The sequence below is a fragment of the Undibacterium sp. TC9W genome (assembly GCF_049339865.1).
Taxonomy (GTDB): Bacteria; Pseudomonadota; Gammaproteobacteria; order Burkholderiales; family Burkholderiaceae_D; genus Undibacterium.
Map to the genome: position 1 here is coordinate 235,809 of NZ_JBMPPJ010000001.1, position 21,915 is coordinate 257,723.

Genomic DNA, 21,915 nt, shown 5'->3' on the forward strand with positions numbered 1-21,915 from the left:
TCAAGCCAGTTTGAAGGAAAGAAAATGAAAGAACTCCAGTCTTTGAATGCTCAGTTCGAGCATCAACCTATCGCCAACCAGGCAATTTACCAGTCAGCCGGATACCATTTACCCGATGTGCGTGGCCATTTTGGTCAGTTCGGTGGTACGTTTGTGTCCGAAACCTTGACACATGCGCTGACAGAACTCAAAGAAGCCTATGCTAAATACCAAAATGATCCTGAGTTTTTGGCCGAGTTTCGTAATGAATTAAAGTATTTCGTTGGTCGCCCATCCCCTGTGTACCACGCCAAACGCTGGTCTGATTTGATGGGTGGGGCACAAATCTATTTTAAGCGTGAAGATCTGAATCACACCGGTGCACACAAGATCAATAATGTCATTGGCCAGGCTTTGCTGGCCAAGCGTATGGGTAAGCCGCGTGTGATTGCAGAAACCGGTGCCGGTCAGCATGGTGTTGCGACTGCTACCATTTGCGCCCGTTTTGGACTCGAATGTATAGTCTACATGGGGTCGGAAGACGTCAAGCGTCAGGCGCAGAATGTGTACCGCATGAAGCTGTTGGGTGCCAGTGTGGTCCCAGTGGAATCTGGTTCGAAAACCCTGAAGGATGCGTTGAACGAAGCCATGCGTGACTGGGTGGCGAATGTGGATAATACGTTTTACATCATAGGCACAGTGGCTGGCCCACACCCGTACCCGATGATGGTCAGGGACTTCCAGTCCGTTATCGGTGAGGAATGCCTATGGCAGATGCCTGAGCAAACCGGACGTCAGCCTGACCATGTCGTGGCTTGCGTAGGTGGTGGCTCAAATGCCATGGGTATTTTTTATCCTTACATTGATCATGAGCAAGTCAGACTCATCGGTGTGGAAGCGGCAGGGGAGGGGCTGGAAAGCGGCAAGCATTCAGCCTCGCTGACAGCAGGTTCACCTGGCGTACTACATGGTAACCGTACTTATTTACTGCAGGATGATAATGGTCAGGTCATAGAAACGCATTCTGTGTCGGCTGGCCTGGATTACCCAGGTGTAGGCCCTGAACATGCATGGTTAAAAGAAAGTGGCCGTGCGCAATATGTGACTATTACCGATGATGAGGCGCTTAAGGCTTTTCATGATTGCTGCCGCATTGAGGGCATCATCCCTGCACTGGAATCCAGTCATGCTTTGGCCTATGCAGCCAAACTGGCAGCGACTTTGCCCAAAGAGCAGATAATCCTCGCAAATCTGTCGGGCCGTGGTGACAAGGACATGCATACCGTGGCCGAACGTGCCGGGTTGAAGTTCTGACCGGCCATTGAGTAAACATGCAGGCGCATGCATATAGGAATGCGGCCTGCATGTCTTCCCTATCAAGAATTGAGACTGATGCCATCGCAGGATTGATGTCCTGGACAGCGCATAGCGCATCAAATAAGGACCAACAAGATGTCAAGAATTCAAAATACCATGGCTGCTTTGGCGGCCAGCAATAAAAAAGGTTTGATCCCTTTCATCACAGCAGGTGACCCAGCGCCTGAATTAACTGTGCCGCTGATGCATGCTTTAGTCGAGGGCGGGGCCGATATTATCGAGCTGGGCGTGCCGTTTTCTGACCCCATGGCAGATGGCCCTGTCATACAGCGTGCTTCTGAAAGAGCGCTGCAATTTGGAGTTGGCTTGCGGGATGTATTACAATTCGTCCGCGAATTCCGGCAAAGTAATCAAAAGACACCAGTTGTGCTCATGGGTTATGCCAACCCTATAGAGCGCATGGGACAGGATGCGTTCATCGCCAAGGCAGCTGAGGTTGGGGTGGATGGTGTGCTGGTAGTGGATTACCCGCCGGAAGAATGTGAAGAATTTGCAAGTAAAATGCAGCAACAGGGGATGGATACCATTTTCTTGCTGGCACCGACATCGACTGATGAGCGCATAGCGCAAGTTGGTAAAATTGCCAGTGGTTATGTATATTATGTGTCACTGAAGGGTGTTACCGGTTCTGGTGCACTGGATCTGGATGCGGTTGCCGCCATGATCCCGCGTATCAAAAAGCATGTCAAAGTACCAGTAGGCGTGGGCTTTGGCATACGTGACGGGGCGACGGCGCGAGCTATTTCTACGGTATCGGATGCCGTGGTAATAGGTTCGCGTATCATCCAGGAACTGGAAAATACCCCGCGTGGAGACGTAATTGCCGCAGTTGCTGCAGTGAAAAGCTTTATTTCTGGTGTCAGACAGGCTTTGGACGAGTAAAATACGCGCCTGACTGGTTCTTTTACCAGAATGAACCTGATGCCGGGTTGTTAAAAAGACAGCCTGGCGGCCATAAGGAGAAAACATGAGTTGGTTAGAAAAACTGTTGCCGCCGCGTATACAACGCTCGGAATCTGCAAATCGTAAGTCGATTCCTGAAGGTTTGTGGGTCAAGTGCCCCTCTTGCGAAGCGGTGCTGTATCGTTCTGATCTGGAAGCCAATATCCATGTTTGCCCAAAATGTAGCCATCATTTGCGTATAGGCGCACGTGAACGTCTGGATGCCTTGCTTGATGCGGGTGGTCGTTATGAAATCGGCCAGGAAGTCTTGCCGATCGATACACTGAAATTCAAAGACAGCAAAAAATACCCTGATCGCCTCAAAGATGCGCTGGAAACTACGGGTGAGACTGATGCCCTGGTTGTCATGGGTGGCTCCATCATGGCTGTGCCTGTCGTTGCTGCTTGTTTCGAGTTTGAATTCATGGGTGGTTCCATGGGTTCTGTCGTTGGTGAGCGGTTCGTGCGTGGTGCGCAAGCGGCACTGGAGCAAAAAGTACCTTTCATTTGCTTTACCGCTACCGGTGGTGCACGTATGCAAGAGGGTTTGTTGTCCCTGATGCAGATGGCAAAAACCACGTCCATGCTGACCAAATTGTCTGAAAAGAAACTGCCTTTCATTTCTGTTTTGACCGACCCTACCATGGGGGGTGTATCTGCTTCCTTCGCCTTCCTCGGTGACGTAGTGATTGCCGAGCCCAAAGCTTTGATCGGTTTTGCTGGCCCGCGCGTGATTGAAAATACCGTGCGTGAAAAATTGCCAGAAGGCTTCCAGCGTTCTGAATTCTTGCTGCAAAAAGGCGCGATCGACATGATCGTCGATCGCCGCAAGATGCGTGAAGAAATCGCGCGTTTGCTGGCTTTGTTGCAAAACCAGCCTGCTGAAGCAGTATCCACCTGATATATATTGAATACCTAATAAGCCCGAAGCATTTTGTTCGGGCTTTTTTTATCTTATGACAAATTTACCTGCCACCCTGGCTGACTGGCTGGCCGTACTTGAAACCCGCCATTCCAAAGAAATCGACATGGGCCTGGACCGCGTTGCTGCGGTCAAGAACAAGCTGGCGATCCACTATGATTGCCCCGTCATCATGGTCGCTGGCACCAATGGCAAGGGTTCTACCTGCGCCATGCTGGAAGCCGTGCTGATGCAGGCTGGTTACCGTGTTGGTCTGTACAGCAAGCCGCATTTCCTCGACTTCAATGAGCGTGCCCGCATCAATGGCGAGATGGTCAAGGACGATGTCTTTGTCTCTACTTTCAATGCTGTTGAAGAGGCTCGTGGCGATATTTCGCTGACCTACTTTGAATTTACTACGCTGGCAATTTGCAAATTGCTGGCTGATGCCAAGCTTGACGTGGTGATTCTCGAAGTTGGTCTCGGAGGTCGCCTGGATGCGGTGAATGTCATTGATGCCGATGTCTCCATCGTCACCAGCATTGATATCGACCATATTGACTACCTTGGTGATACCCGCGAAAAGATAGGCTTTGAAAAAGCTGGCATCTTCCGCCCGGGCAAGGCAGCGATTTGTGGTGATCCTTTACCACCCCAGTCCCTGATAGACCATGCCAATGCCATCGGTGCTGACTTGTGGTTGTTTGGCCGCGATTTCAATTACAACGGTGACAAGCAGCAATGGAATTTTGCGGGCCGCAGCCAGCGCCGTAATTCCCTGGGTTATCCGAGTTTGCGTGGTGCCAACCAGCTCTTGAATGCGTCCGCCGTGCTGGCAGCGCTGGAAGCTTTGAAGCTTGAATTGCCAGTCGGTGCCCAAGAAGTGCGTACTGGTCTGGTCATGGTGGATTTGCCGGGTCGCTTCCAGGTCATGCCAGGTCGCCCGACCGTGGTGCTGGATGTGGCACATAATCCGCACGCCGCCGCTACGTTGGCACAAAATCTCGACAATATGGGTTTTCATGCCTATACCTACGCAGTATTTGGTTCCATGCTCGACAAGGATATTGACGGCGTCATTGCTCAATTGAAAGAAAAAGTCGATCACTGGTGCGTCACGGCCTTGCCTTTGCCGCGAGCGGCCCCAGTTGAGGTATTGAAAGACAAATTGGTCGCCGCTGGCGTGCTGGCAGATACTGAAAAAACCGTCACCAGTTTTGATACGCCAGAGAAGGCATATGCAGACGCCGTCAGCAAGGCGGGCGAAAATGATAGAATAGTGGTCTTTGGATCCTTTCTGACGGTGGCAGGTGTGATGCGCGCCCGTCGTTCTGCTCTCCATTGATGTTTTTTGCAAGCTGGTTTGTTGCTGACGGACCCGCTTGCTAACCAACCAGAAATTTGCACATGGGTTTGCTCTCGCGTTTTACACAGAAGCAAGAAACTTCCGATACTCAGGATAGCGGTGAATTCCGTTCCCGCGCTGAAGAAGAGAGTATCGAAACTCGTTCCAGGACAAAAAAGGCCGAGCCCAGAAGGCGCTCCAAGGTCGATGATCCCATATTGCCTGAGAAAAAACGTGCCAGGCGCCGCCTGATAGGTGCCGTTGCACTGGCACTGGCTGCCATCATAGGCTTGCCTATGATCCTCGATTCTGATCCCAAGCCTTTGCCGGATGATATTAATATCCGCATTCCCTCCAAGGATAAAACGCCGGACATCGCTGCCGATGCTGTCGCGCCAAAATCCAAAAAACAGCTGCCAGATGAGCCGCCTGAAGAAATAATAGAAGTACCAGCGACGCCAAAAAACAAAGTCGCTGCCAATGATGGCGCCGACAGACAGGTCAAGTCCATGACCACTGCGGGCGCTACTACGCTAGCCCAGACTGCGCCAGCCACAGCCAAGCCAGTCAAGCCTGAAGTAAAGACAGAAGCAAAACCCGAAACAAAGACAGAAACCAAACCTGTAGTAAAAGCAGAAAGCAAACCTGAACCAAAAGTTGAGGTAAAGCCAGTTCCAGCTCCAGTCAAAGCGGTGGAGAAGGATGTGGCTACGGCAAAAAATGAGCCTAAAGCTGAAGCCAAGCCTGCTAAGCCTGAAAAAACTGAAAAAACTGATGTCAAACCAGTTGTCGCCAAACCTGGTAATGCCGATGATGATGCCGCCCGTGCGCTGGCCATACTCGAAGGTAAAACTCCACCAGCTACCAAGCCGGTAGTCAGCAAGCCAGAAACCGCGGACAAACCTGCAGAAAAATCATCTTACACGGTGCAGGCAGGCGCCTTTTCTACACAATCCAAAGTGGATGAAGTGCAAGCCAAGCTGAACGCGGCGAATATACGTTCATATACGCAAAAGATCATCACCACGAATGGTGAAGTGACAAGGATCAGGGTGGGCCCCTTTGCTTCCAAAGAAGAGGCAGATAAAATGCGCGCCAAATTAAGCAAGCTGGGCCTGAGCGCCAGCCTGCCACCTAACTAATGAGTAAGGAATATCTGGCGTGACATTGTTTGATTATCTCGTGCTGCTGATCCTGGTTTGTTCTATCGTGATCAGTACGCTGCGCGGTTTAATTAAAGAAATTTTGTCGCTGGTTAGCTGGGTGGTCGCATTTGTGGTTGCCAATGCCTATAGTGATATTTTGGCGACCTGGTTGCCATCCATGGTGCCCGGCCAGATGCTGCGCCTGATCGTTGCCTTTATTGCCCTGTTTATCGGTGTGCGCCTGTTAATGGCGCTGATCATGCTGGCGGTGGATGCCATGATCAAGGCCAGCGGTCTGACATTGGCAGATCGGGGTCTTGGTGGTCTGTTTGGTCTGGCGCGTGGTTGCATACTGGTGTTGGCTGCCGTGTTGGTGTGCGGTATGACATCCATACCGCAGCAGCCGTTCTGGACCCATGCATGGCTTAGTCCTCTTGCAGAAACCGCAGCGCGCACGGTGATCCCGCTGTTGCCAGTCTCGGTTTCGGAGCATGTAAAGTTTTAATTGTTTTTTTTAGGAGTCCACCATGTGTGGCATCGTAGGCGTATTCTCAAATAATCCTGTTAATCAATTGCTTTATGATGCGCTGCTGTTGTTGCAGCACCGCGGTCAGGACGCAGCTGGTATCGCAACAAATCATGGCAATAAATTCGCCATGCATAAAGCGAATGGGCTCGTGCGTGACGTATTCCGTACCCGCAATATGCGTTCTTTGCCTGGTAATGTCGGTATTGGGCAAGTACGTTATCCAACTGCCGGTTCCACCAGCGAAGAAGAAGCGCAACCCTTTTATGTCAATGCACCATTTGGTATCGTGCTGGCGCACAACGGCAACCTGACCAATGCGGTAGAGCTGAAAATAGAGCTGTTCAAAAATGACCGTCGTCATTTGAATACCGATTCTGACTCTGAAGTCTTGCTCAACATCCTGGCGCATCAGATACAGGAAGTCACCAGCGGCTACTCACTCGATCCTGAAGGCTTGTTCCGTGCGGTATCCATGCTGCACAGGCGTGTACGTGGTTCTTACGCCGTTGTTGCACAAATCTCTGGCTATGGCTTGCTGGCTTTCCGTGATCCATTTGGTATTCGCCCTTTGTGTGTCGGTGTTTCACAGACCGAAAGCGGCACTGAATACATGATCGCCAGCGAATCAGTTGCACTCGAAGGCCTGGGCTTCAAGTTCCTGCGTGACGTAGAACCGGGTGAGGCTCTGTTCGTCGATATGGATGGCAAATTGCATACCCAGCAATGTGCTGATAATCCTAGCTTGAACCCATGCGCATTTGAATATGTGTATCTGGCCCGTCCTGATTCCATCATCGATGGTGCCTCGGTGTATCTGACCCGCCTGAAAATGGGTGAGTATCTGGCCGACAAGGTACGTAATCAATTCCGCGATGGTGAAATCGATGTCGTCATGCCTATCCCAGATTCTTCCCGTCCATCGGCAATGGAATTGGCGCAAAAATTGAATCTTGATTATCGCGAAGGCTTTATCAAGAATCGCTATATAGGCCGTACGTTCATGATGCCAGGCCAGGCTGTGCGTCGTAAGTCTGTGCGTCAAAAGTTGAATGCCATTGGTTCGGAATTCAAGGGCAAGAGTGTCTTGCTGGTCGATGATTCCATCGTCCGCGGCACAACCAGCCGTGAAATCGTGCAAATGGCGCGTGAATCTGGTGCAAGGCGTGTGATTTTTGCTTCTGCAGCGCCACCGGTGCAATTCCCTAACGTCTATGGCATCGATATGCCTACCCGCAGCGAATTGATCGCCTATGGCCGTAGTGAAGAAGAAGTCTGCCGTGAAATCACTGCTGACGCCTTGGTGTATCAGGATGTGGCGGCGATGAAGCGTTCGATTTCTGATGTTAACCCGCTGTTGAAAAACATAGAAGCATCCTGCTTTGATGGTTTTTACATCACGGGTGATGTCACGTCTGGTTATCTCGACAAGCTGGAAACAGCGCGTAATAGCCCGCGTCCAGATACTGAAGACTTGCTGCGTTCTCAATTGAACCTGAACCTGGCAGATCGCGCCGACTGATCATGAAGATCAAAGCCCGCCTGAAAACGGCTGGCTGAATTTATAAACCTGCTTACTTCAAATAGGCAGGTTTTTTTTATGTCTTTGGCCTTGGTATTGCCCCATCTGTTGCAAACTCGCGCATAGTCAGGATTCTTGTTTGCTGTAAAAGCATTGTTTGAATTACCATTGCTGACACTGGTTCTTTAAATTGTGTTCAATTGTTCTCCATTAAGGCAAATCCCATGGCTAGCACGCTGCTGGATGTACAGAACTTGACTAAATCATATGGCGCACGCAAGGTCGTTGATGATGTTTCATTTACTATTGAACGCGGGCAAACCCTGGGTTTGCTGGGGCCAAACGGAGCGGGCAAATCAACCACAGTCAGCATGATTTGCGGCTTGTTACAGCCTGAGCAGGGCAAGGTATTGCTGGATGGGCAGACCATGGGGGCGGGTAATAATGCGGTTAAATTCAAGATAGGGCTGGTACCGCAAGACCTGGCGCTGTATGACGAATTACCAGCACGGGAAAACCTCAAGCTGTTTGGTGCCTTGTATGGCCTGTCTGGCAGCAAGTTGCAACAGCGCTGTGATGCGGTGCTGGAGCTGGTCAATCTGGCGGACAGGGCAAATGACAAGCCATCGACTTTCTCTGGTGGTATGAAACGTCGTCTGAATATTGCTGCCGCACTTTTGCATGACCCGGAATTATTGATACTGGATGAGCCTACCGTGGGTGTTGATCCACAAAGCCGCAATGCGATTTTTGACAGTCTGGAAGTGCTCAAGGCACAAGGCCGCACGCTTATCTATACCAGTCACTATATGGAAGAGGTTGAGCGTCTGGCTGACCATATCGTCATTATCGATCATGGCAAAGTCATTGCCAATGAAACCCCGGCAGATTTGTATCGCCGTTTGCCTGCCAAGGCAGCGTTGCAACTGGATTTGAATACGCAGATCACTGAAACAGATGTTGCTGCCCTGAGTGTCTTGCCAGGTGTCGATAGTGTGCACATGTCAGACCAGGGCAAGCATCTGGATGTGACGCTGACTGAGCATGAGGTAGCTTTTGGTTTGCTGAGTTGGCTGGCAAAAAACGGCTACAAGACCAATCACTTTGCGACTGCAAAAACCAATCTTGAAGCGGTATTCCTGACCCTGACCGGGCGTAGTTTGCGCGATTGATTTTGTTTCCGATTTATTCCTGAAGTCTCTCTAATAAGAATACGAAATACTAAGGAACCATAATGACTGCCCTGATCGCACTGATACGAAAAGACCTGATCTTGTTCCTGGCTGACCGCCGCGCTTTATTGCTTAATCTGGTGATGCCCATACTGTTGGGGGCATTCTTTGGATTTGTCACTGGTGGCAGAGAGGCTAAAGATGCGGCCAAGATAGAGATCGCCGTTATCAGTCAGGATGATCATGTGATCAGCCAGAAAATAGTAAAGGGCTTGAAGGAGGAGGCCACTTTGTCGGTCAAGGAATTACCCCTGGAAGAGGCCAAGGCTCTGGTGCTGAAAGGCAAGCTCAATATGGCAGTCCTGATACCTGAGAAATTTGGTGACCAGGCTGGCGGAGCCTTGTTTGGTGGTAAGGAAAAACCAGAGCTGCTTATTTTTTACGACCCCTCGCAAACCGCAGTGCTGGCCATGGTCAAGGGCATGCTGACGCAGCAAGTCATGCAAAGTGTCAGTGCCGAAATGTTTGGTGGCAAGTCAGGCACCAAGTTCATAGACCAGAGCCTGCAAGAGCTGGGAAAGATGGATGAAGCCAATAAAAATAAAGGTGAGCTGCATGACTTTCTTGGTAGCCTGAAAAAATTCCAGCTCAGTCAGCAGAAAACTGAGGTTGCAGATACTGCTGCAACTGCTGATTCATCAAGCGCACTTGCTGCAAAATCAACAGATGCAGCAAAGTCAGCAAATGCCGCAAAGGCCGCAAATACTGGCTTGAGCATGCCGTTTGTTACCAAGGATCAGGCCATGACCGCAGGTGACCCGGTCACCAATAAATACAATGGTTATGCTCATTCATTTGCAGGCATGAGTGTGCAGTTTATTTTATTCATGGCGATAGATGCGGGCATAGGCATACTGCTGGCGAGGCGGCTGGGTTTGTGGAGCCGCTTGCTGGCCGCGCCAGTTGGCTTGAACACGGTGTTAATCGCCAGGGCCTTGTCATGTGCCCTGATTGCCTGTGGCCTCATGTGTTTTATTTTTCTGGTCGCAGTTTTTGTATTTAATGTGCATATAGCGGGAAGTCTGCCTGGCTTTATCGGTGTAGTCATTTCTTTCTCCTTGATGACTGCCAGCTTTGGTTTATTGATTGCTGCCTTTGGCAAAACCCCTGAGGCGGCGCGTGGCATATCGGTGTTTGCGACCCTGATCATGGTCATGCTCAGCGGTGCCTGGATGCCGTCTTTCATGTTTCCGCAATGGTTGCAAAGCCTGACCCTGATCGTACCCACACGCTGGGCTGTGGATGGTCTCGATGCCATGACCTGGCGCGGCCTTGGTTTGGATGCAGCTTTGCCTGCCATAGGTGTGCAACTGGCTTTTGCGGCTGTTTTTGGGGTAATTGCACTATGGCGCTTTCGTAAAAACTGAAAGCCATAGTTTTTGTCTGGTATCACAAAGTAACCATCACCGGCCCACTGTTTCAATTCTATACAAATATGAACCTGTGTTTGCTGGTATTCAAGCTTGCTTAAAAATACAATCTTGGCATGAGAGTACAGGTATGCCTGTGCTCATGCAGTTTTGTATTTTCTTGTTTGACGCCTATGTATCCAAAATTTAGATTGCGTACCCTGACACTGGCGGTTGCCAGTGTTTTCTCAGTGACCACGTTTGCTTATGCGCAAACTACTCCACCAGAAACCGTAAAAAGCACTGAAGAAAATTCTCAGGATGCGAAGGCCAAGGCCAGGACGGGCGACAAAAAAACTGAAGCAGCCAGCAAGGACAATATACAAAAAGTCACCATCAGTGGTGGCCGTACTGACCAGGAAGAGCGCCGCCAATCGACTGCAGCTAAAATTATTTTCGGCAGGGAAGAGCTGGACAGGAATGGTGACAGCAATCTCGGCGAGGTGTTGAAACGCCTGCCCGGCGTCACGGTCGGTGGCAGGCCAGGACGCGGCGGTGATATACGCATGCGCGGCATGGGCAATGGCTATACCCAGATCCTGCTCAATGGTGAACGTGCACCACGTGGGTTTTCCATGGATAGCCTGACGCCTGATCAGGTGGAGCGTATAGAAATCATCCGCGGAACTGTGGCTGAATACAGTACCCAGGCGATTGCCGGCACCATCAACATTGTGTTGCGGGAAGAGTACAAGCAAAAAGATATCGACCTGAAATTATCCATGGGCTATGAACAGGGCAGGCTGGCGCCGAATGTGTCGCTGACGGTGCCAGGAGAAATTGGTAATTTGTCGTACGCATTGAGTGGCTCTGTTTTTCAGAATCGCCAGCATGACGACGGCAGTACTTTTACGAGTTCTTATGATCATGGTCCACAGCGAGATCCTCAGACTTTATCTGAAACTTTAATTCAGAATCAATATGATCAAACTAACCGTAGGACGATAGGCATTCATTTGACGCCGCGTTTTAACTATAGGTTTGAAAATGGTGACACTTTGATGGTGCAGCCATTCCTGATGAATTCGCGCAGTGATTCCAGCACCCGAAGTGACGTTAATTTGATCGATCACTATGTGATTAAATCAAATAACCCGACTGACCCTAATAGCTCGAATAACTTTAAAGAATCTGTCACTAACGGGGATTTCGCAGTAGCAACCGGAACTGCACACGCAGAGACAACATTCTTGCGCGGCTTCGGTAACTGGCAGCATAAGTTTGAAGGTAATTCCAAACTGAACATCAAATTTGGTGGTGGCCTGGGTAAGATGGATAGCAATTCCTTGCGCTATCAGTTTGATAAAAATGGTAACCAGATCGACATGTTCAGCGATGTCAATAACACCCGGGACAGCAGTATCAATACTGGCGGTAAGTTCACCATGCCTTATGGCGAAGGACATACACTGGCGGCAGGTTGGGACATGGAAATGGGCAAGCGCAGCCAGACCCGTATTTCTCTCGATAATGGTAAGCCGCAGTTTGCCGAATCCGGTGACAACCTGGATGCCAATACTCGTCGCCTGGCAGTTTTTGCGCAGGACGAATTTGATATCAATCCACAATTCTCTGCTTATGCAGGTTTGCGTTGGGAAGGCATCAAGACTAGCAGCACGGTGGGTGGTAATGCGATAGAAAATACCAGTAGCGTCTGGAGCCCGGTTTTGCATGGCGTCTGGCGTATTCCTGGTGCTGGCAAGGATCAGATCAGAGCCAGTTTGACTCAAAGTTACCGTGCGCCAGCATTGAGTGATTTGATCGCTGTGACTAGTATTTCCAATCAAAACAGTTTTTATCGCCCTGACCGCACGGGCAATCCATTCTTGAAGCCGGAGTTATCCAAAGGTATTGATCTCGCTTTTGAACATTATTTGACGCGCGCAGGTATTATCAGTGCTAACTTTTTTGTTCGCGATATCAATAATCTGATACGCAGAAGCACAGATCCGGTCCAGGTTTTGGATTTGGCAGATGGTTTGTACAAGACGCGCCAGATTTCCAAGCCTGTGAATATCGGTCACGCAACGACCAAAGGCATAGAATTGGAAGCAAAATTCCAGTTGCAGGAATTCTTCCCTGATGGCCCGGCTATTGATGTGCGCAGCAACTATAGCCATTTCTGGTCCACTGTGGATGATATCAAGGGGCCGAATAATCGCCTTGACCAGCAACCTACACAAACTGCCAATTTTGGCCTTGATTATCGTCCGGCAGGTATCCCGCTGACTGTTGGCGGTAATATCAACTGGACGCCAGCCTATGAAATACAAAGCAGTAACGTCCAGATCAACCAGACGGGTATCAAACGTCAAGTAGATCTGTATGGTTTGTGGAAATTCAATCCAAACTTGCAAGTGCGCCTGTCCGCCAATAATCTGCGGGCGAATGATTATCTGAGTGGCAGCATAGTGAACTCGGACACACTTAACCGTATTGACTACAACACATCCAAAACCTATACCACCTGGACATTGCGTATAGAGATGAAGCTGTAAGTCATGCCATAAAAACAAAGGATCGTGCAGTGCAGCACGATCCTGTCCTGGAGAGTACAATACTTCAGTAGGGCGGTGTAGAGGTGCGCGATGTATAGATGCATACAGAAGTAATTCCTGGCTAAAACAGGCAGTCTGGAAAAAATTAACACCGCCAGCCTGATTTTCCACCGTACTCATCATGTTATCTCCAGAATTGAATGCCGATTTACATAGCCACTCCGTCGTCTCTGATGGTGTGTTGACACCGTCGCAACTGGCGGAGCGCGCCAAGTTAAATGGGGTGGATGTCTGGGCGCTGACTGATCATGATGAGGTGCGTGGCATCCCTGAGGCGCGTGCTGCTGCCCTGGACCTGGGTATGGGATATATTCCCGGGGTAGAAATCTCGATTACCTGGGCTGGCAAGACTATCCACATTGTTGGCCTCAATATTGATGAAACCAACCCTGACCTGGTCAATGGTCTGGCGCAAACACGCTCAGGCCGTGAGCGTCGTGCACGCGACATGGCGGCAGAGCTGCTGAGCAAGGCAGGTATAGCCAATAGCTATGAAGGTGCGCTCAAATATGTCGGCAACCCTGACCTGATTTCGCGTTCGCATTTTGCCCGTTACCTGGTGGAGATAGGTGCCTGTGCCACAGTGTCAGATGTATTCAGGCATTATCTGGCAGATGGCAAGCCGGGTTTTGTTCCTCATCGCTGGGCGACACTGGCAGAAGCAGTGGGCTGGATACGTGGTGCCGGTGGTGTGGCCGTGGTGGCGCACCCGGGGCGCTATGATCTTAGTCCGCTGGCTTACGATGCCTTTTTTACTGAATTCAAGAATCTTGGCGGCCTGGCAATAGAAACTGTGACAGGTAGCCATAAGGTGGATCAGTATGAGGAATACACCAGGATTGCGGCCCATTATGGCTTCTTGTCTTCACGTGGTTCTGATTTTCACTCTCCCCAGGATGCCGAGGTCGATATTGGGCGTTTGCCCCCTTTGCCAAAAATAGCCAGGCCTGTATGGGAGCAATGGTCTCTGGCTTGAAGAAGCTGCCTTGAAAACGCGGGTTTAAGCCATATGTAACAAGGCATGATCGTGTGTTCATTTGGGAGGTGTTCATGAAGCGCATAGTCCTGTTCTTGCTGACAAATCTGGCGGTGATTGCCGTCATGTCGGTTGTGCTATCCGTGTTGGGCGTTAATCGGTTTTTGACGGCAAACGGCCTGCAATTATCGACCTTGCTGGCATTTTCCCTGGTTGTCGGTTTTACCGGAGCTATATTCTCGTTGTTGATCAGCAAGCCCATGGCGAAATGGTCAACGGGTGCCAGGGTCATTGAATCTCCATCTACATCAACCGAGCTCTGGCTGGTCAATACTGTCAAGGCCCTGTCTGAAAAGGCGGGCATCGGTATGCCTGAGGTGGCGATCTATAATGGTGAGGCCAATGCATTTGCAACGGGTGCTTTCAAGAATTCTGCACTGGTTGCTGTTTCCACTGGCTTGCTGGAGGGTATGACGCGGGAAGAGGTAGAAGCCGTACTCGGTCATGAAGTGGCGCATATCGCCAATGGCGACATGGTGACCATGGCGCTGATACAGGGTGTGGTGAATACTTTTGTGGTATTCCTGGCCCGGGTAGTTGGCTACGCGGTGGATAAGGCAGTATTTCGCAATAATGATAATGACAGGCCAGGCATAGGCTATATGATCACGGTATTTGTATGTGAGATACTGTTGGGTATTGCTGCATCCATGATCGTGAACTGGTTTTCGCGCCAGCGTGAATTTCGTGCAGATGCCGGTTCGGCGAACTTGCTGGGTAACCGTCTGCCCATGATGCATGCCTTGGCAAGATTGGGTGGTTTGCAACCGGGTGAGTTGCCAAAATCGATGGCTGCATCTGGCATTAGTGATAAACCTGGCTGGAGTGCTTTATTCTCTTCCCATCCGCCACTAGAGCAACGTATTGCCGCATTGCAGAACGTGCGTTAATTTTATAATTATTTTGCGGCGGTAGCTGAGCTACCGCCTTTCTTCTTTTTATGAGCCAATTTTTTCAAATTCACCCTGATAATCCCCAACTGAGATTGATCAGGCAGGCCGTACAAATTATTGATGATGGCGGCATCGTTGCCTTGCCTACCGATTCTTGCTATGCCCTGGTTTGTCATCTGGATGATAAGGATGCTGTTACGCGACTGCGCAAAATTCGTGGCGTTGATGAAAAACACCATCTGACCTTGCTGTGCCGCGACTTGTCTGAAATTGCGCAATACGCCAAGGTTGATAACAGCCAGTACCGCATGTTGAAGGCAGCGACGCCAGGGCCATATACCTTCATCCTGGAAGCAACCAAGGAAGTGCCTCGCCGCCTGAGCCACCCCTCGCGCAAAACCATAGGCTTGCGCGTACCGGAAAACTCCATCACTCATGCCTTGCTGGAAGAGCTGAAGCAACCCTTGCTGGGTACCACGCTGATCTTGCCTGATGAAGAAGAACCCTTGACTGATCCCGAGCAGGTCAGAGACAGGCTTTCAAAACTCGTCGATCTGGTCATTGATGGCGGGGCTTGCAGCCTGGTACCTACAACCGTGATAGACATGACCGGCGGTGCTCCGGAACTGGTGCGTCAGGGACGTGGTGATGCTGCTTTGTTCGGATTGTGATGGCAGGGGGCAGTTTTCTCCTAAACGACAGACTTAAATAGAAATACTCAATGGACCTGATAATCCAAACAATTAGCATTTATGCGCTACCAGTTATTTTTGCAATTACCTTGCACGAGGCAGCGCATGCCTATGCCGCCAAGTACTTTGGCGATTTAACAGCATATAGCCAGGGGAGGGTAAGCTTAAATCCCATGGTGCATATAGACCCAGTAGGTACCATACTGATTCCTGTTGTTCTGGCCGTCATTTATATTTCTACCGGGACTGGATTTTTATTTGGTTACGCAAAACCGGTGCCAGTAAATTATTCCAATCTGAAAAAACCTAAGCGTGATATGGCATGGGTTGCTTTAGCAGGGCCCTTGGCTAATTTAATCATGGCATTTGGGTGGCTGGTACTTGCTGCGTTGATTCAGGGATTACAGGTGCAGGACGAGCTGTTACTGAGCATGTCTGAGTTTTTCGTGAAAATGGCAAATGCAGGTTTGATTGTTAACCTGATGATGTTTGCCTTCAATCTGTTTCCTGTGCCACCTTTGGATGGCGGACGCATACTTTTTAGTCTGCTGCCACATAATCTGGCCTATAAGTATGCACAGATCGAGCCTTATGGTTTCTTTATCGTCATGGGGCTGGCGATGATGAACATATTGAAATTCTGGATGGTACCAGTCATGCTGGCGGCGAATTTTGTCTTGTCGCTGTGCATGTATCCATTCGCTGTTTTATTTGGCGCAGGTTGATGTTCGCCTTTTGTTACCGGGAGGTTTTCTTTTGACTTTGTCTTCAGCCTGGCTACAGCGCTTCCATCATTTGTTCAACACAGCTTCCGGACAAATACTTGATCTTGCCTGTGGAACAGGCAGAAATAGCTTCTACCTGCACCCCCTTGGTTTGACTTTGCTGGCTCTGGATAAAGATGTTCAGGTTCTGGCTGGCTTGCAGGCTAAGGGCGTAGAAACTAAAGTACACGATCTGGAAGCTGGTGAGTCTGGTTACGACTGGCCTTTTGCCGAACATAGTTTTGCCGCCATCATCGTCTGCAACTACCTGCACCGGCCATTATTCCCGCATATACTCGCCAGCCTGAAACCGGATGGTTTGCTGATTTATGAAACCTTTGCTGCCGGGAATGAGAATTTTGGTAAACCCTCTAATCCTGCATTTTTGTTACGACCAGGCGAACTTCTGGCGCAAATGCAGTCTAATCCCGAAGTGACTATGTCCATCATCGCTTACGAAGATGGCTATGTCGAGCAGCCTAAGCCAGCCATGGTGCAGCGTATTTGCGCCAGGAAAACTGGAAAAATCAGTGTTTTGGATAAGCTTTGAAGCAAATGCTCACAAGTTTAGAGCCTTATTCCAGCTATTTGCGCCCCGTTTAGCAGCGTATCCGCTACAATCAGGGTTTTACTTTTTTCTTGCATTAACATGACAAAGATTCAGGGTAGTCTGGTTGCGATCGTAACCCCCATGCATGCAGATGGCAGTCTTGATTTGCCTTGTTTGCGCAAATTGATAGACTGGCATATCGCCGAAGGCACAGACGGCATCGTCATCGTTGGTACGACAGGTGAGTCTCCCACTGTTTCTGTCGAGGAACATTGCGAATTAATACGTGTGGCGGTTGAGCATGCCAATAAGCGCATCCCTATCATTGCCGGTTCTGGTGGTAACTCGACTGAAGAAGCAATCAACCTGACCAAGTTTGCCAAGCAGGCTGGTGCTGATGCTTCTTTGCAAGTCGTGCCTTATTACAACCGTCCTACTCAGGAAGGCATGTACCAGCATTTCAAAAAGATTGCTGAATCTGTTGATATTCCTATTATCCTGTACAACGTACCTGGCCGTACTGTTGCAGACATGTCGAATGAGACTATACTGCGTCTGGCGCAACTTCCTGGCATTATTGGTGTCAAGGATGCAACAGGCAATATCGCCAGAGGTACAGACCTGATACGTCTGGCCCCAGCTTCTTTCGCTGTATATTCTGGTGATGATGCGACGGCAGTAGCGCTGATGCTTTACGGCGGCAAAGGCAATATCTCGGTGACTGCCAACGTTGCTCCCAAAGCCATGCATGAATTGTGTGCAGCTGCCATGCGCGGCGATGTCAAGGAAGCCGTTGCCATCAATAACCGCATGATTCCTTTGCACAATAAATTGTTTATCGAACCCAATCCTTTGCCCGTGAAATGGGCGATGGTAGAAATGGGATTGATACCAACTGGTATTCGTTTGCCTTTGGTAACGATGGCTGAGCAATATCATGAAACCGTTCGCGCAGCAATGCGTGAGGCGGGTGTATTACAATGACTCCCCCTGAACGGCTTGGAAACTTGCACGTTTGCTTCACGCAGTTTTAATTGATACTCGATACTAATACGTAGGGACTTTCACATGGCAAAAAGCTTTGTTGCTAAAAACGGCATCATAGGCGCGCTGGCGCTGGCAGGTTTGACTGGCTGTAGTTCGATCGGCAATATCCTCGAACCTAACAAGATCGACTATAGAAGTGCCAGTAAGGCAACGACTGCATCCCTGGAGGTGCCACCAGATTTGACGCAAATTCGACGCGATAGTCGTTTTTCCATTCCTGAAGCAAACAAAAGCAGTGCTACAGCATCCAGCTACAACCTGGAAAAAGGAAATAAAGTCGCCACTAATTCCGGCGTAGTTGCGATTAAGCAAGTCCAGAACATGCGTATAGAACGCAATGGCAATGCCCGCTGGCTGGTCGTCAAAGACACGCCTGAAGCCCTGTGGCCACAATTGAAAGATTTTTGGCAAGAACTGGGTTTCCTGATCAATGTGGAAAACCAGGAAGCTGGCGTCATGGAAACCGATTGGGCAGAAAACCGTGCGAAGATTCCTCAGGATATTATTCGCAGTACTCTGGGCAAGGTGCTTGATTCTTTGTACTCCACGGGTGAGCGTGATAAATTCCGTACCCGCATTGAGCGTAGTGCCAATGGTGAAGTAGAGATTTATATCAGCCATCGCGGCGCACAAGAGGTACTGGTTGGTGCGCAAAAAGATGGCACGGTATGGACACCTCGCCCAGCTGATCCTGGCCTGGAAGCCGAGTTCCTGTCACGCCTGATGGTACGTCTGGGTTCTGACGGTGAAAAAGCCAAAACTGCTGTGGCATCACCTGCAGCAACAGGCAAGCCGCATGCTCAATTGCTGAAGGTTGATGGCAAAACTTTTGTTGAAGTGGATGAGGCCTTTGACCGGTCATGGCGCAGGGTAGGTCTGGCGCTGGACCGCATAGGCTTTACAGTGGAAGACCGTGACCGTTCCCAGGGCTTGTACTTTGTCCGTTATGTTGATCAGGACATCGATGCCAAGACCAAGGGTGCCAGCGAAGGCTTCTTCTCACGTCTGTTCTCGTTTGGTTCATCCAGCGATGCAGCCAAGAATGCGCAGAAATACCGCATCCTGGTCAAGAATACGACGACTGGCGAAACCAGCCAGGTATCCGTACATGGCAGCGACGGCAAGGTTGAATCTTCACCAGTGGCAGACAAGATCCTGCAACTCTTGAACGATCAGCTGAAATAATCGTTGGTTTAGTAAAAAAAGCGAGGCTCAGCCTCGCTTTTTTCCTTTGTGTCGACAGAATCTATAGTGCCTATGAGCGGCGCAGTGGACGGTTTAAGATGTGGAGGGAGCTCGCTCGATTAACCGTAAATGAATTTGTGTAGATTCAGTCGATAATAAGCAGCTTAGCTGCAGCGCATCTTCAGCGATTCAATATACGCTTGTCCATCTGGCGGCAAGCCTGTCCTTTGTGAATTCCATATCATCTCCCCCAGACATTCCATGATTTCATGGTGTGCTTCGTGTTCAGACTGATGTTTTCTTGCCAGTATCTGAAACGCCTGTTTGATGCCGGGTGGCTGATCAACCGAGATTTGCTCGGCTATCGATAAATGCATGGACAAGTGCAGGAAGGGATTGGTCTGACCCTGATCCACACTGTAGTTGGCTTCAAGGGCTTGCTCTATATCTGCAAGCTCAGTGTCGTACTCGGGATGCTGCCTGATCCAGTCAGAGGCAATGATTTCTATTGGTGTCAGTATCAGGTTTTCGCGGGTTTTTCTGTAGGTTTCACAAAAAAAACGGCGTACGTCGTGCTGGCTAGGTGTGAACATGGCTGGTCCAAATTAAAAAGTGCGCCTATTGTAAAAGGTATTTTCTTTTGCTGCCCTGAAGCTTTTGGCGACTTGGGTTATTATCCTCCGATTATTTGAAAGGACGCCCATGTTATCCAAAGAAGCTCTCGACACCCTGTTTACCAATGCACGTACTCATAATGCCTGGTTGGACAAGCCGGTGACTGATGCACAATTGCAAGAAATATATGATCTGATGAAGTGGGGTTCCACTTCTGCCAATTGTTCGCCAGCCCGTATCGTATTTGTCAGGTCTGATGCCGAAAAACAAAAATTACTGGGCTGTGTTTCCCAGGGCAATTTTGAAAAAACCAAAGCGGCACCAGTGACCGCCATCATAGGCATGGACATGGAGTTTTTTGAAAAACTGCCGCAATTATTCCCGCATGCAGATGCTCGCTCATGGTTCGTTGGCAACCAGGCCAACATCGATGCAACGGCTTTCCGTAACTCATCGCTGCAAGGGGCTTACTTCATGCTCGCCGCCCGCGCTGTGGGCCTGGATTGTGGTCCTATGTCGGGTTTTGATGCAGACAAGCTCAATGCGGCCTTTTTTGCCGGCACTACGGTTAAAGTCAATTTCATCTGCAATCTTGGTTATGGCGATGCACAGCAATTGTTCCCACGTTCCCCGCGTCTGAGTTTTGATGAGGCGTGCAAGATAGTCTGAATCTTTTGATGCTCCGTTAAAGAATGAAAGCCTGCACAATTGCAGGCTTTTGTTTTTGCGTGAATGCTTTTTAAACTGAATCCGGCAAGGGCGTCTTTTGCTTGAATTCACACAAGTCGGCGATCATGCAGTTCCAGCACTTGGGTTTTCTGGCGATACAGGTGTAACGGCCATGCAGTATCAGCCAGTGATGTGCATCCTGTTTGAATTCTGCCGGTACGAATTTCATGAGTTTTTGCTCGACGATATCGACATTTTTGCCTGGTGCAATGCCAGTGCGGTTCGATACCCGGAAGATATGCGTATCCACCGCGATAGTCGGTTCACCAAAAGCGGTATTCATGACGACATTGGCAGTTTTTCTGCCTACACCGGGCAATGCTTCCAGTGCTTCGCGCTGACGTGGTACTTCACCACCATGCTCAGCCATCAGGATGCGGCAAGTTTCGATCACATTCTTTGCCTTGGTGCGGAACAGACCTATGGTTTGTATGTAGGGGATCAAGCCATCAACACCCAAAGCATGGAGTTTCTTGGGTGTATTCGCGACCGGATAAAGTAATCTAGTAGCTTTATTGACTGACACATCCGTGGCCTGCGCTGATAGCAGGACTGCGATCAGTAACTCAAAGGGCGTGGTGTATTCGAGCTCTGTAGTCGGATGTGGATTTTGTTCTCGCAAGCGTTCAAAAATGGCCTGGCGTTTTGCTGCATTCATTACTTGTCACCTTTTGCTGAGTCTTTTTGTGCTTGCAGTTTTTTGATGCGCGCTCTTTCTATGGCTGCCGTAATGATGGTTTTCTTGCGTTCCTTGCTGGCAATTTCTTCTGCGCTGAGTGCTGGCTCTGCTTCGAGTGCGACGAGTTTGGCCGCTGCCTTGGCCGCGAGTCGCTCATCATTCTCCTGTTTTTCGCGTATCAGGCGCTGATTGCGCAAAGTATAGAGTTGGCGCGATTTATCCGCTTGGGACTGACTCCAGGCATCCCAGCCGGTTTGCCCTTTCGTGACAGGCAACATGCTGATGCAATCGACAGGGCAGGGGGCAACGCAGAGGTCACAGCCTGTGCATAGCTCGCTGATGATGCTGTGCATTTGCTTGGGGGCACCGATAATCGCATCGACCGGGCAGGCTTGTATACACAGGGTGCAGCCTATGCAATAGGCCTCTTCTATCTTCGCTACCGGTCTTTCGCGCTCAAGCCCGTGACTGATGTCCAGTGGAATGACAGTCTTGCCGAGTATGCTGGCAAGCCGCACTACACCTTCCTGCCCACCTGGCGGGCATTGATTATAGTTGGCCGTGCCGTTGGCAATGGCTTCAGCATAAGGGCGGCAAGCAGGGTAACCGCACTTGGTGCACTGGGTTTGCGGCAAGGCGTTTTCAAGCTGATCTGCTAGAGATTGTGACACGGTGATCATAAAAGACAATGGAGAGCCGTGATTATCCCCCTAAACATCAACGCCCACAAACAAAAAAGCCACGAGGCCTTGAGCGTCGTGGCTTTTGTTGGAGCTGAATTGATCTGTA

21 protein-coding genes are annotated in these 21,915 nt (G+C 49.9%); 18 read left to right on the plus strand and 3 right to left on the minus strand.

All coding sequences use genetic code 11. The annotated features are described in order from the left end of the window. The first annotated feature begins 24 nt into the window (after positions 1 to 24). The 17 genes from trpB (at position 25) to bamC (ending at position 19,103) form a co-directional block, all read left to right on the plus strand. Positions 25 to 1,293: a tryptophan synthase subunit beta gene (gene trpB, locus ACO0LN_RS01110; RefSeq protein ID WP_422970561.1), complete on the plus strand. Its 1,269-nt coding sequence runs from the start codon at positions 25 to 27 to the stop codon at positions 1,291 to 1,293. A gap of 138 nt (positions 1,294 to 1,431) precedes the next feature. After that, a complete protein-coding gene (trpA, locus tag ACO0LN_RS01115) occupies positions 1,432 to 2,238 on the plus strand; it encodes a tryptophan synthase subunit alpha (RefSeq protein ID WP_422970562.1) in 807 nt (268 codons plus the stop codon). A gap of 85 nt (positions 2,239 to 2,323) precedes the next feature. Next, entirely contained in the window at positions 2,324 to 3,199 is an 876-nt protein-coding gene (gene accD, locus ACO0LN_RS01120) for an acetyl-CoA carboxylase, carboxyltransferase subunit beta (RefSeq protein WP_422970563.1), read from the plus strand. Positions 3,200 to 3,254: 55 nt separating this feature from the next. Next, positions 3,255 to 4,544, plus strand: a complete 1,290-nt coding sequence (gene folC / locus ACO0LN_RS01125; RefSeq protein ID WP_422970564.1) for a bifunctional tetrahydrofolate synthase/dihydrofolate synthase — start codon at positions 3,255 to 3,257, stop codon at positions 4,542 to 4,544. 62 nt (positions 4,545 to 4,606) lie between these two features. Continuing rightward, the gene (locus ACO0LN_RS01130) at positions 4,607 to 5,686 is read left to right on the plus strand and encodes an SPOR domain-containing protein (RefSeq protein ID WP_422970565.1); all 1,080 of its coding nucleotides are present in this window, start codon (positions 4,607 to 4,609) and stop codon (positions 5,684 to 5,686) included. Between the two features lie 19 nt (positions 5,687 to 5,705). Next, positions 5,706 to 6,194 (plus strand): CvpA family protein, encoded by a 489-nt coding sequence (locus ACO0LN_RS01135; RefSeq protein ID WP_422970566.1) that lies wholly within the window; start codon positions 5,706 to 5,708, stop codon positions 6,192 to 6,194. Between the two features lie 22 nt (positions 6,195 to 6,216). Beyond that, on the plus strand, positions 6,217 to 7,737 hold the full coding sequence (gene purF, locus ACO0LN_RS01140) for an amidophosphoribosyltransferase (protein WP_422970567.1): 1,521 nt from the start codon (positions 6,217 to 6,219) through the stop codon (positions 7,735 to 7,737). Positions 7,738 to 7,961: 224 nt separating this feature from the next. Then, positions 7,962 to 8,909: an ABC transporter ATP-binding protein gene (locus ACO0LN_RS01145; RefSeq protein WP_422970568.1), complete on the plus strand. Its 948-nt coding sequence runs from the start codon at positions 7,962 to 7,964 to the stop codon at positions 8,907 to 8,909. Positions 8,910 to 8,971: 62 nt separating this feature from the next. Further along, the gene (locus ACO0LN_RS01150; protein WP_422970569.1) at positions 8,972 to 10,336 is read left to right on the plus strand and encodes an ABC transporter permease; all 1,365 of its coding nucleotides are present in this window, start codon (positions 8,972 to 8,974) and stop codon (positions 10,334 to 10,336) included. A gap of 176 nt (positions 10,337 to 10,512) precedes the next feature. Beyond that, positions 10,513 to 12,876 (plus strand): TonB-dependent receptor plug domain-containing protein, encoded by a 2,364-nt coding sequence (locus tag ACO0LN_RS01155; RefSeq protein ID WP_422970570.1) that lies wholly within the window; start codon positions 10,513 to 10,515, stop codon positions 12,874 to 12,876. A gap of 181 nt (positions 12,877 to 13,057) precedes the next feature. Beyond that, complete coding sequence (locus tag ACO0LN_RS01160) at positions 13,058 to 13,912, plus strand: 3',5'-nucleoside bisphosphate phosphatase (protein WP_422970571.1); 855 nt, start codon at positions 13,058 to 13,060, stop codon at positions 13,910 to 13,912. 74 nt (positions 13,913 to 13,986) lie between these two features. Next, positions 13,987 to 14,862, plus strand: coding sequence for a protease HtpX (gene htpX, locus ACO0LN_RS01165; protein ID WP_422970572.1), 876 nt, complete (start codon positions 13,987 to 13,989; stop codon positions 14,860 to 14,862). A gap of 50 nt (positions 14,863 to 14,912) precedes the next feature. Beyond that, the gene (locus ACO0LN_RS01170; protein ID WP_422970573.1) at positions 14,913 to 15,536 is read left to right on the plus strand and encodes an L-threonylcarbamoyladenylate synthase; all 624 of its coding nucleotides are present in this window, start codon (positions 14,913 to 14,915) and stop codon (positions 15,534 to 15,536) included. A 50-nt stretch (positions 15,537 to 15,586) separates the two neighbouring features. Continuing rightward, complete coding sequence (locus ACO0LN_RS01175) at positions 15,587 to 16,282, plus strand: site-2 protease family protein (RefSeq protein WP_422970574.1); 696 nt, start codon at positions 15,587 to 15,589, stop codon at positions 16,280 to 16,282. Positions 16,283 to 16,313: 31 nt separating this feature from the next. Then, positions 16,314 to 16,871, plus strand: coding sequence for a class I SAM-dependent methyltransferase (locus ACO0LN_RS01180; RefSeq protein ID WP_422970575.1), 558 nt, complete (start codon positions 16,314 to 16,316; stop codon positions 16,869 to 16,871). A gap of 99 nt (positions 16,872 to 16,970) precedes the next feature. Further along, positions 16,971 to 17,855 (plus strand): 4-hydroxy-tetrahydrodipicolinate synthase, encoded by an 885-nt coding sequence (dapA, locus tag ACO0LN_RS01185; protein WP_422970576.1) that lies wholly within the window; start codon positions 16,971 to 16,973, stop codon positions 17,853 to 17,855. A gap of 84 nt (positions 17,856 to 17,939) precedes the next feature. Beyond that, entirely contained in the window at positions 17,940 to 19,103 is a 1,164-nt protein-coding gene (gene bamC / locus ACO0LN_RS01190) for an outer membrane protein assembly factor BamC (protein ID WP_422970577.1), read from the plus strand. A 164-nt stretch (positions 19,104 to 19,267) separates the two neighbouring features. On the opposite strand, the gene ACO0LN_RS01195 is transcribed toward bamC, so the two are convergent. Then, positions 19,268 to 19,696 carry a DUF1841 family protein gene (locus ACO0LN_RS01195; protein ID WP_422970578.1) on the minus strand — a complete coding sequence of 143 codons (429 nt, stop codon included), beginning with the start codon at positions 19,694 to 19,696 and terminating at the stop codon, positions 19,268 to 19,270. Positions 19,697 to 19,805: 109 nt separating this feature from the next. Here ACO0LN_RS01195 and ACO0LN_RS01200 point away from each other — a divergent pair, with 109 nt between their 5' ends. Next, on the plus strand, positions 19,806 to 20,387 hold the full coding sequence (locus tag ACO0LN_RS01200) for a malonic semialdehyde reductase (protein ID WP_422970579.1): 582 nt from the start codon (positions 19,806 to 19,808) through the stop codon (positions 20,385 to 20,387). A gap of 70 nt (positions 20,388 to 20,457) precedes the next feature. Here ACO0LN_RS01200 and nth read toward each other — a convergent pair whose 3' ends face one another. Next, positions 20,458 to 21,105 (minus strand): endonuclease III, encoded by a 648-nt coding sequence (gene nth / locus ACO0LN_RS01205; RefSeq protein WP_422970580.1) that lies wholly within the window; start codon positions 21,103 to 21,105, stop codon positions 20,458 to 20,460. Then, the gene (gene rsxB, locus ACO0LN_RS01210; protein WP_422970581.1) at positions 21,105 to 21,806 is read right to left on the minus strand and encodes an electron transport complex subunit RsxB; all 702 of its coding nucleotides are present in this window, start codon (positions 21,804 to 21,806) and stop codon (positions 21,105 to 21,107) included. The genes nth and rsxB overlap by 1 nt, the downstream gene beginning before the upstream one ends. Between the last annotated feature and the right edge of the window lie 109 nt (positions 21,807 to 21,915).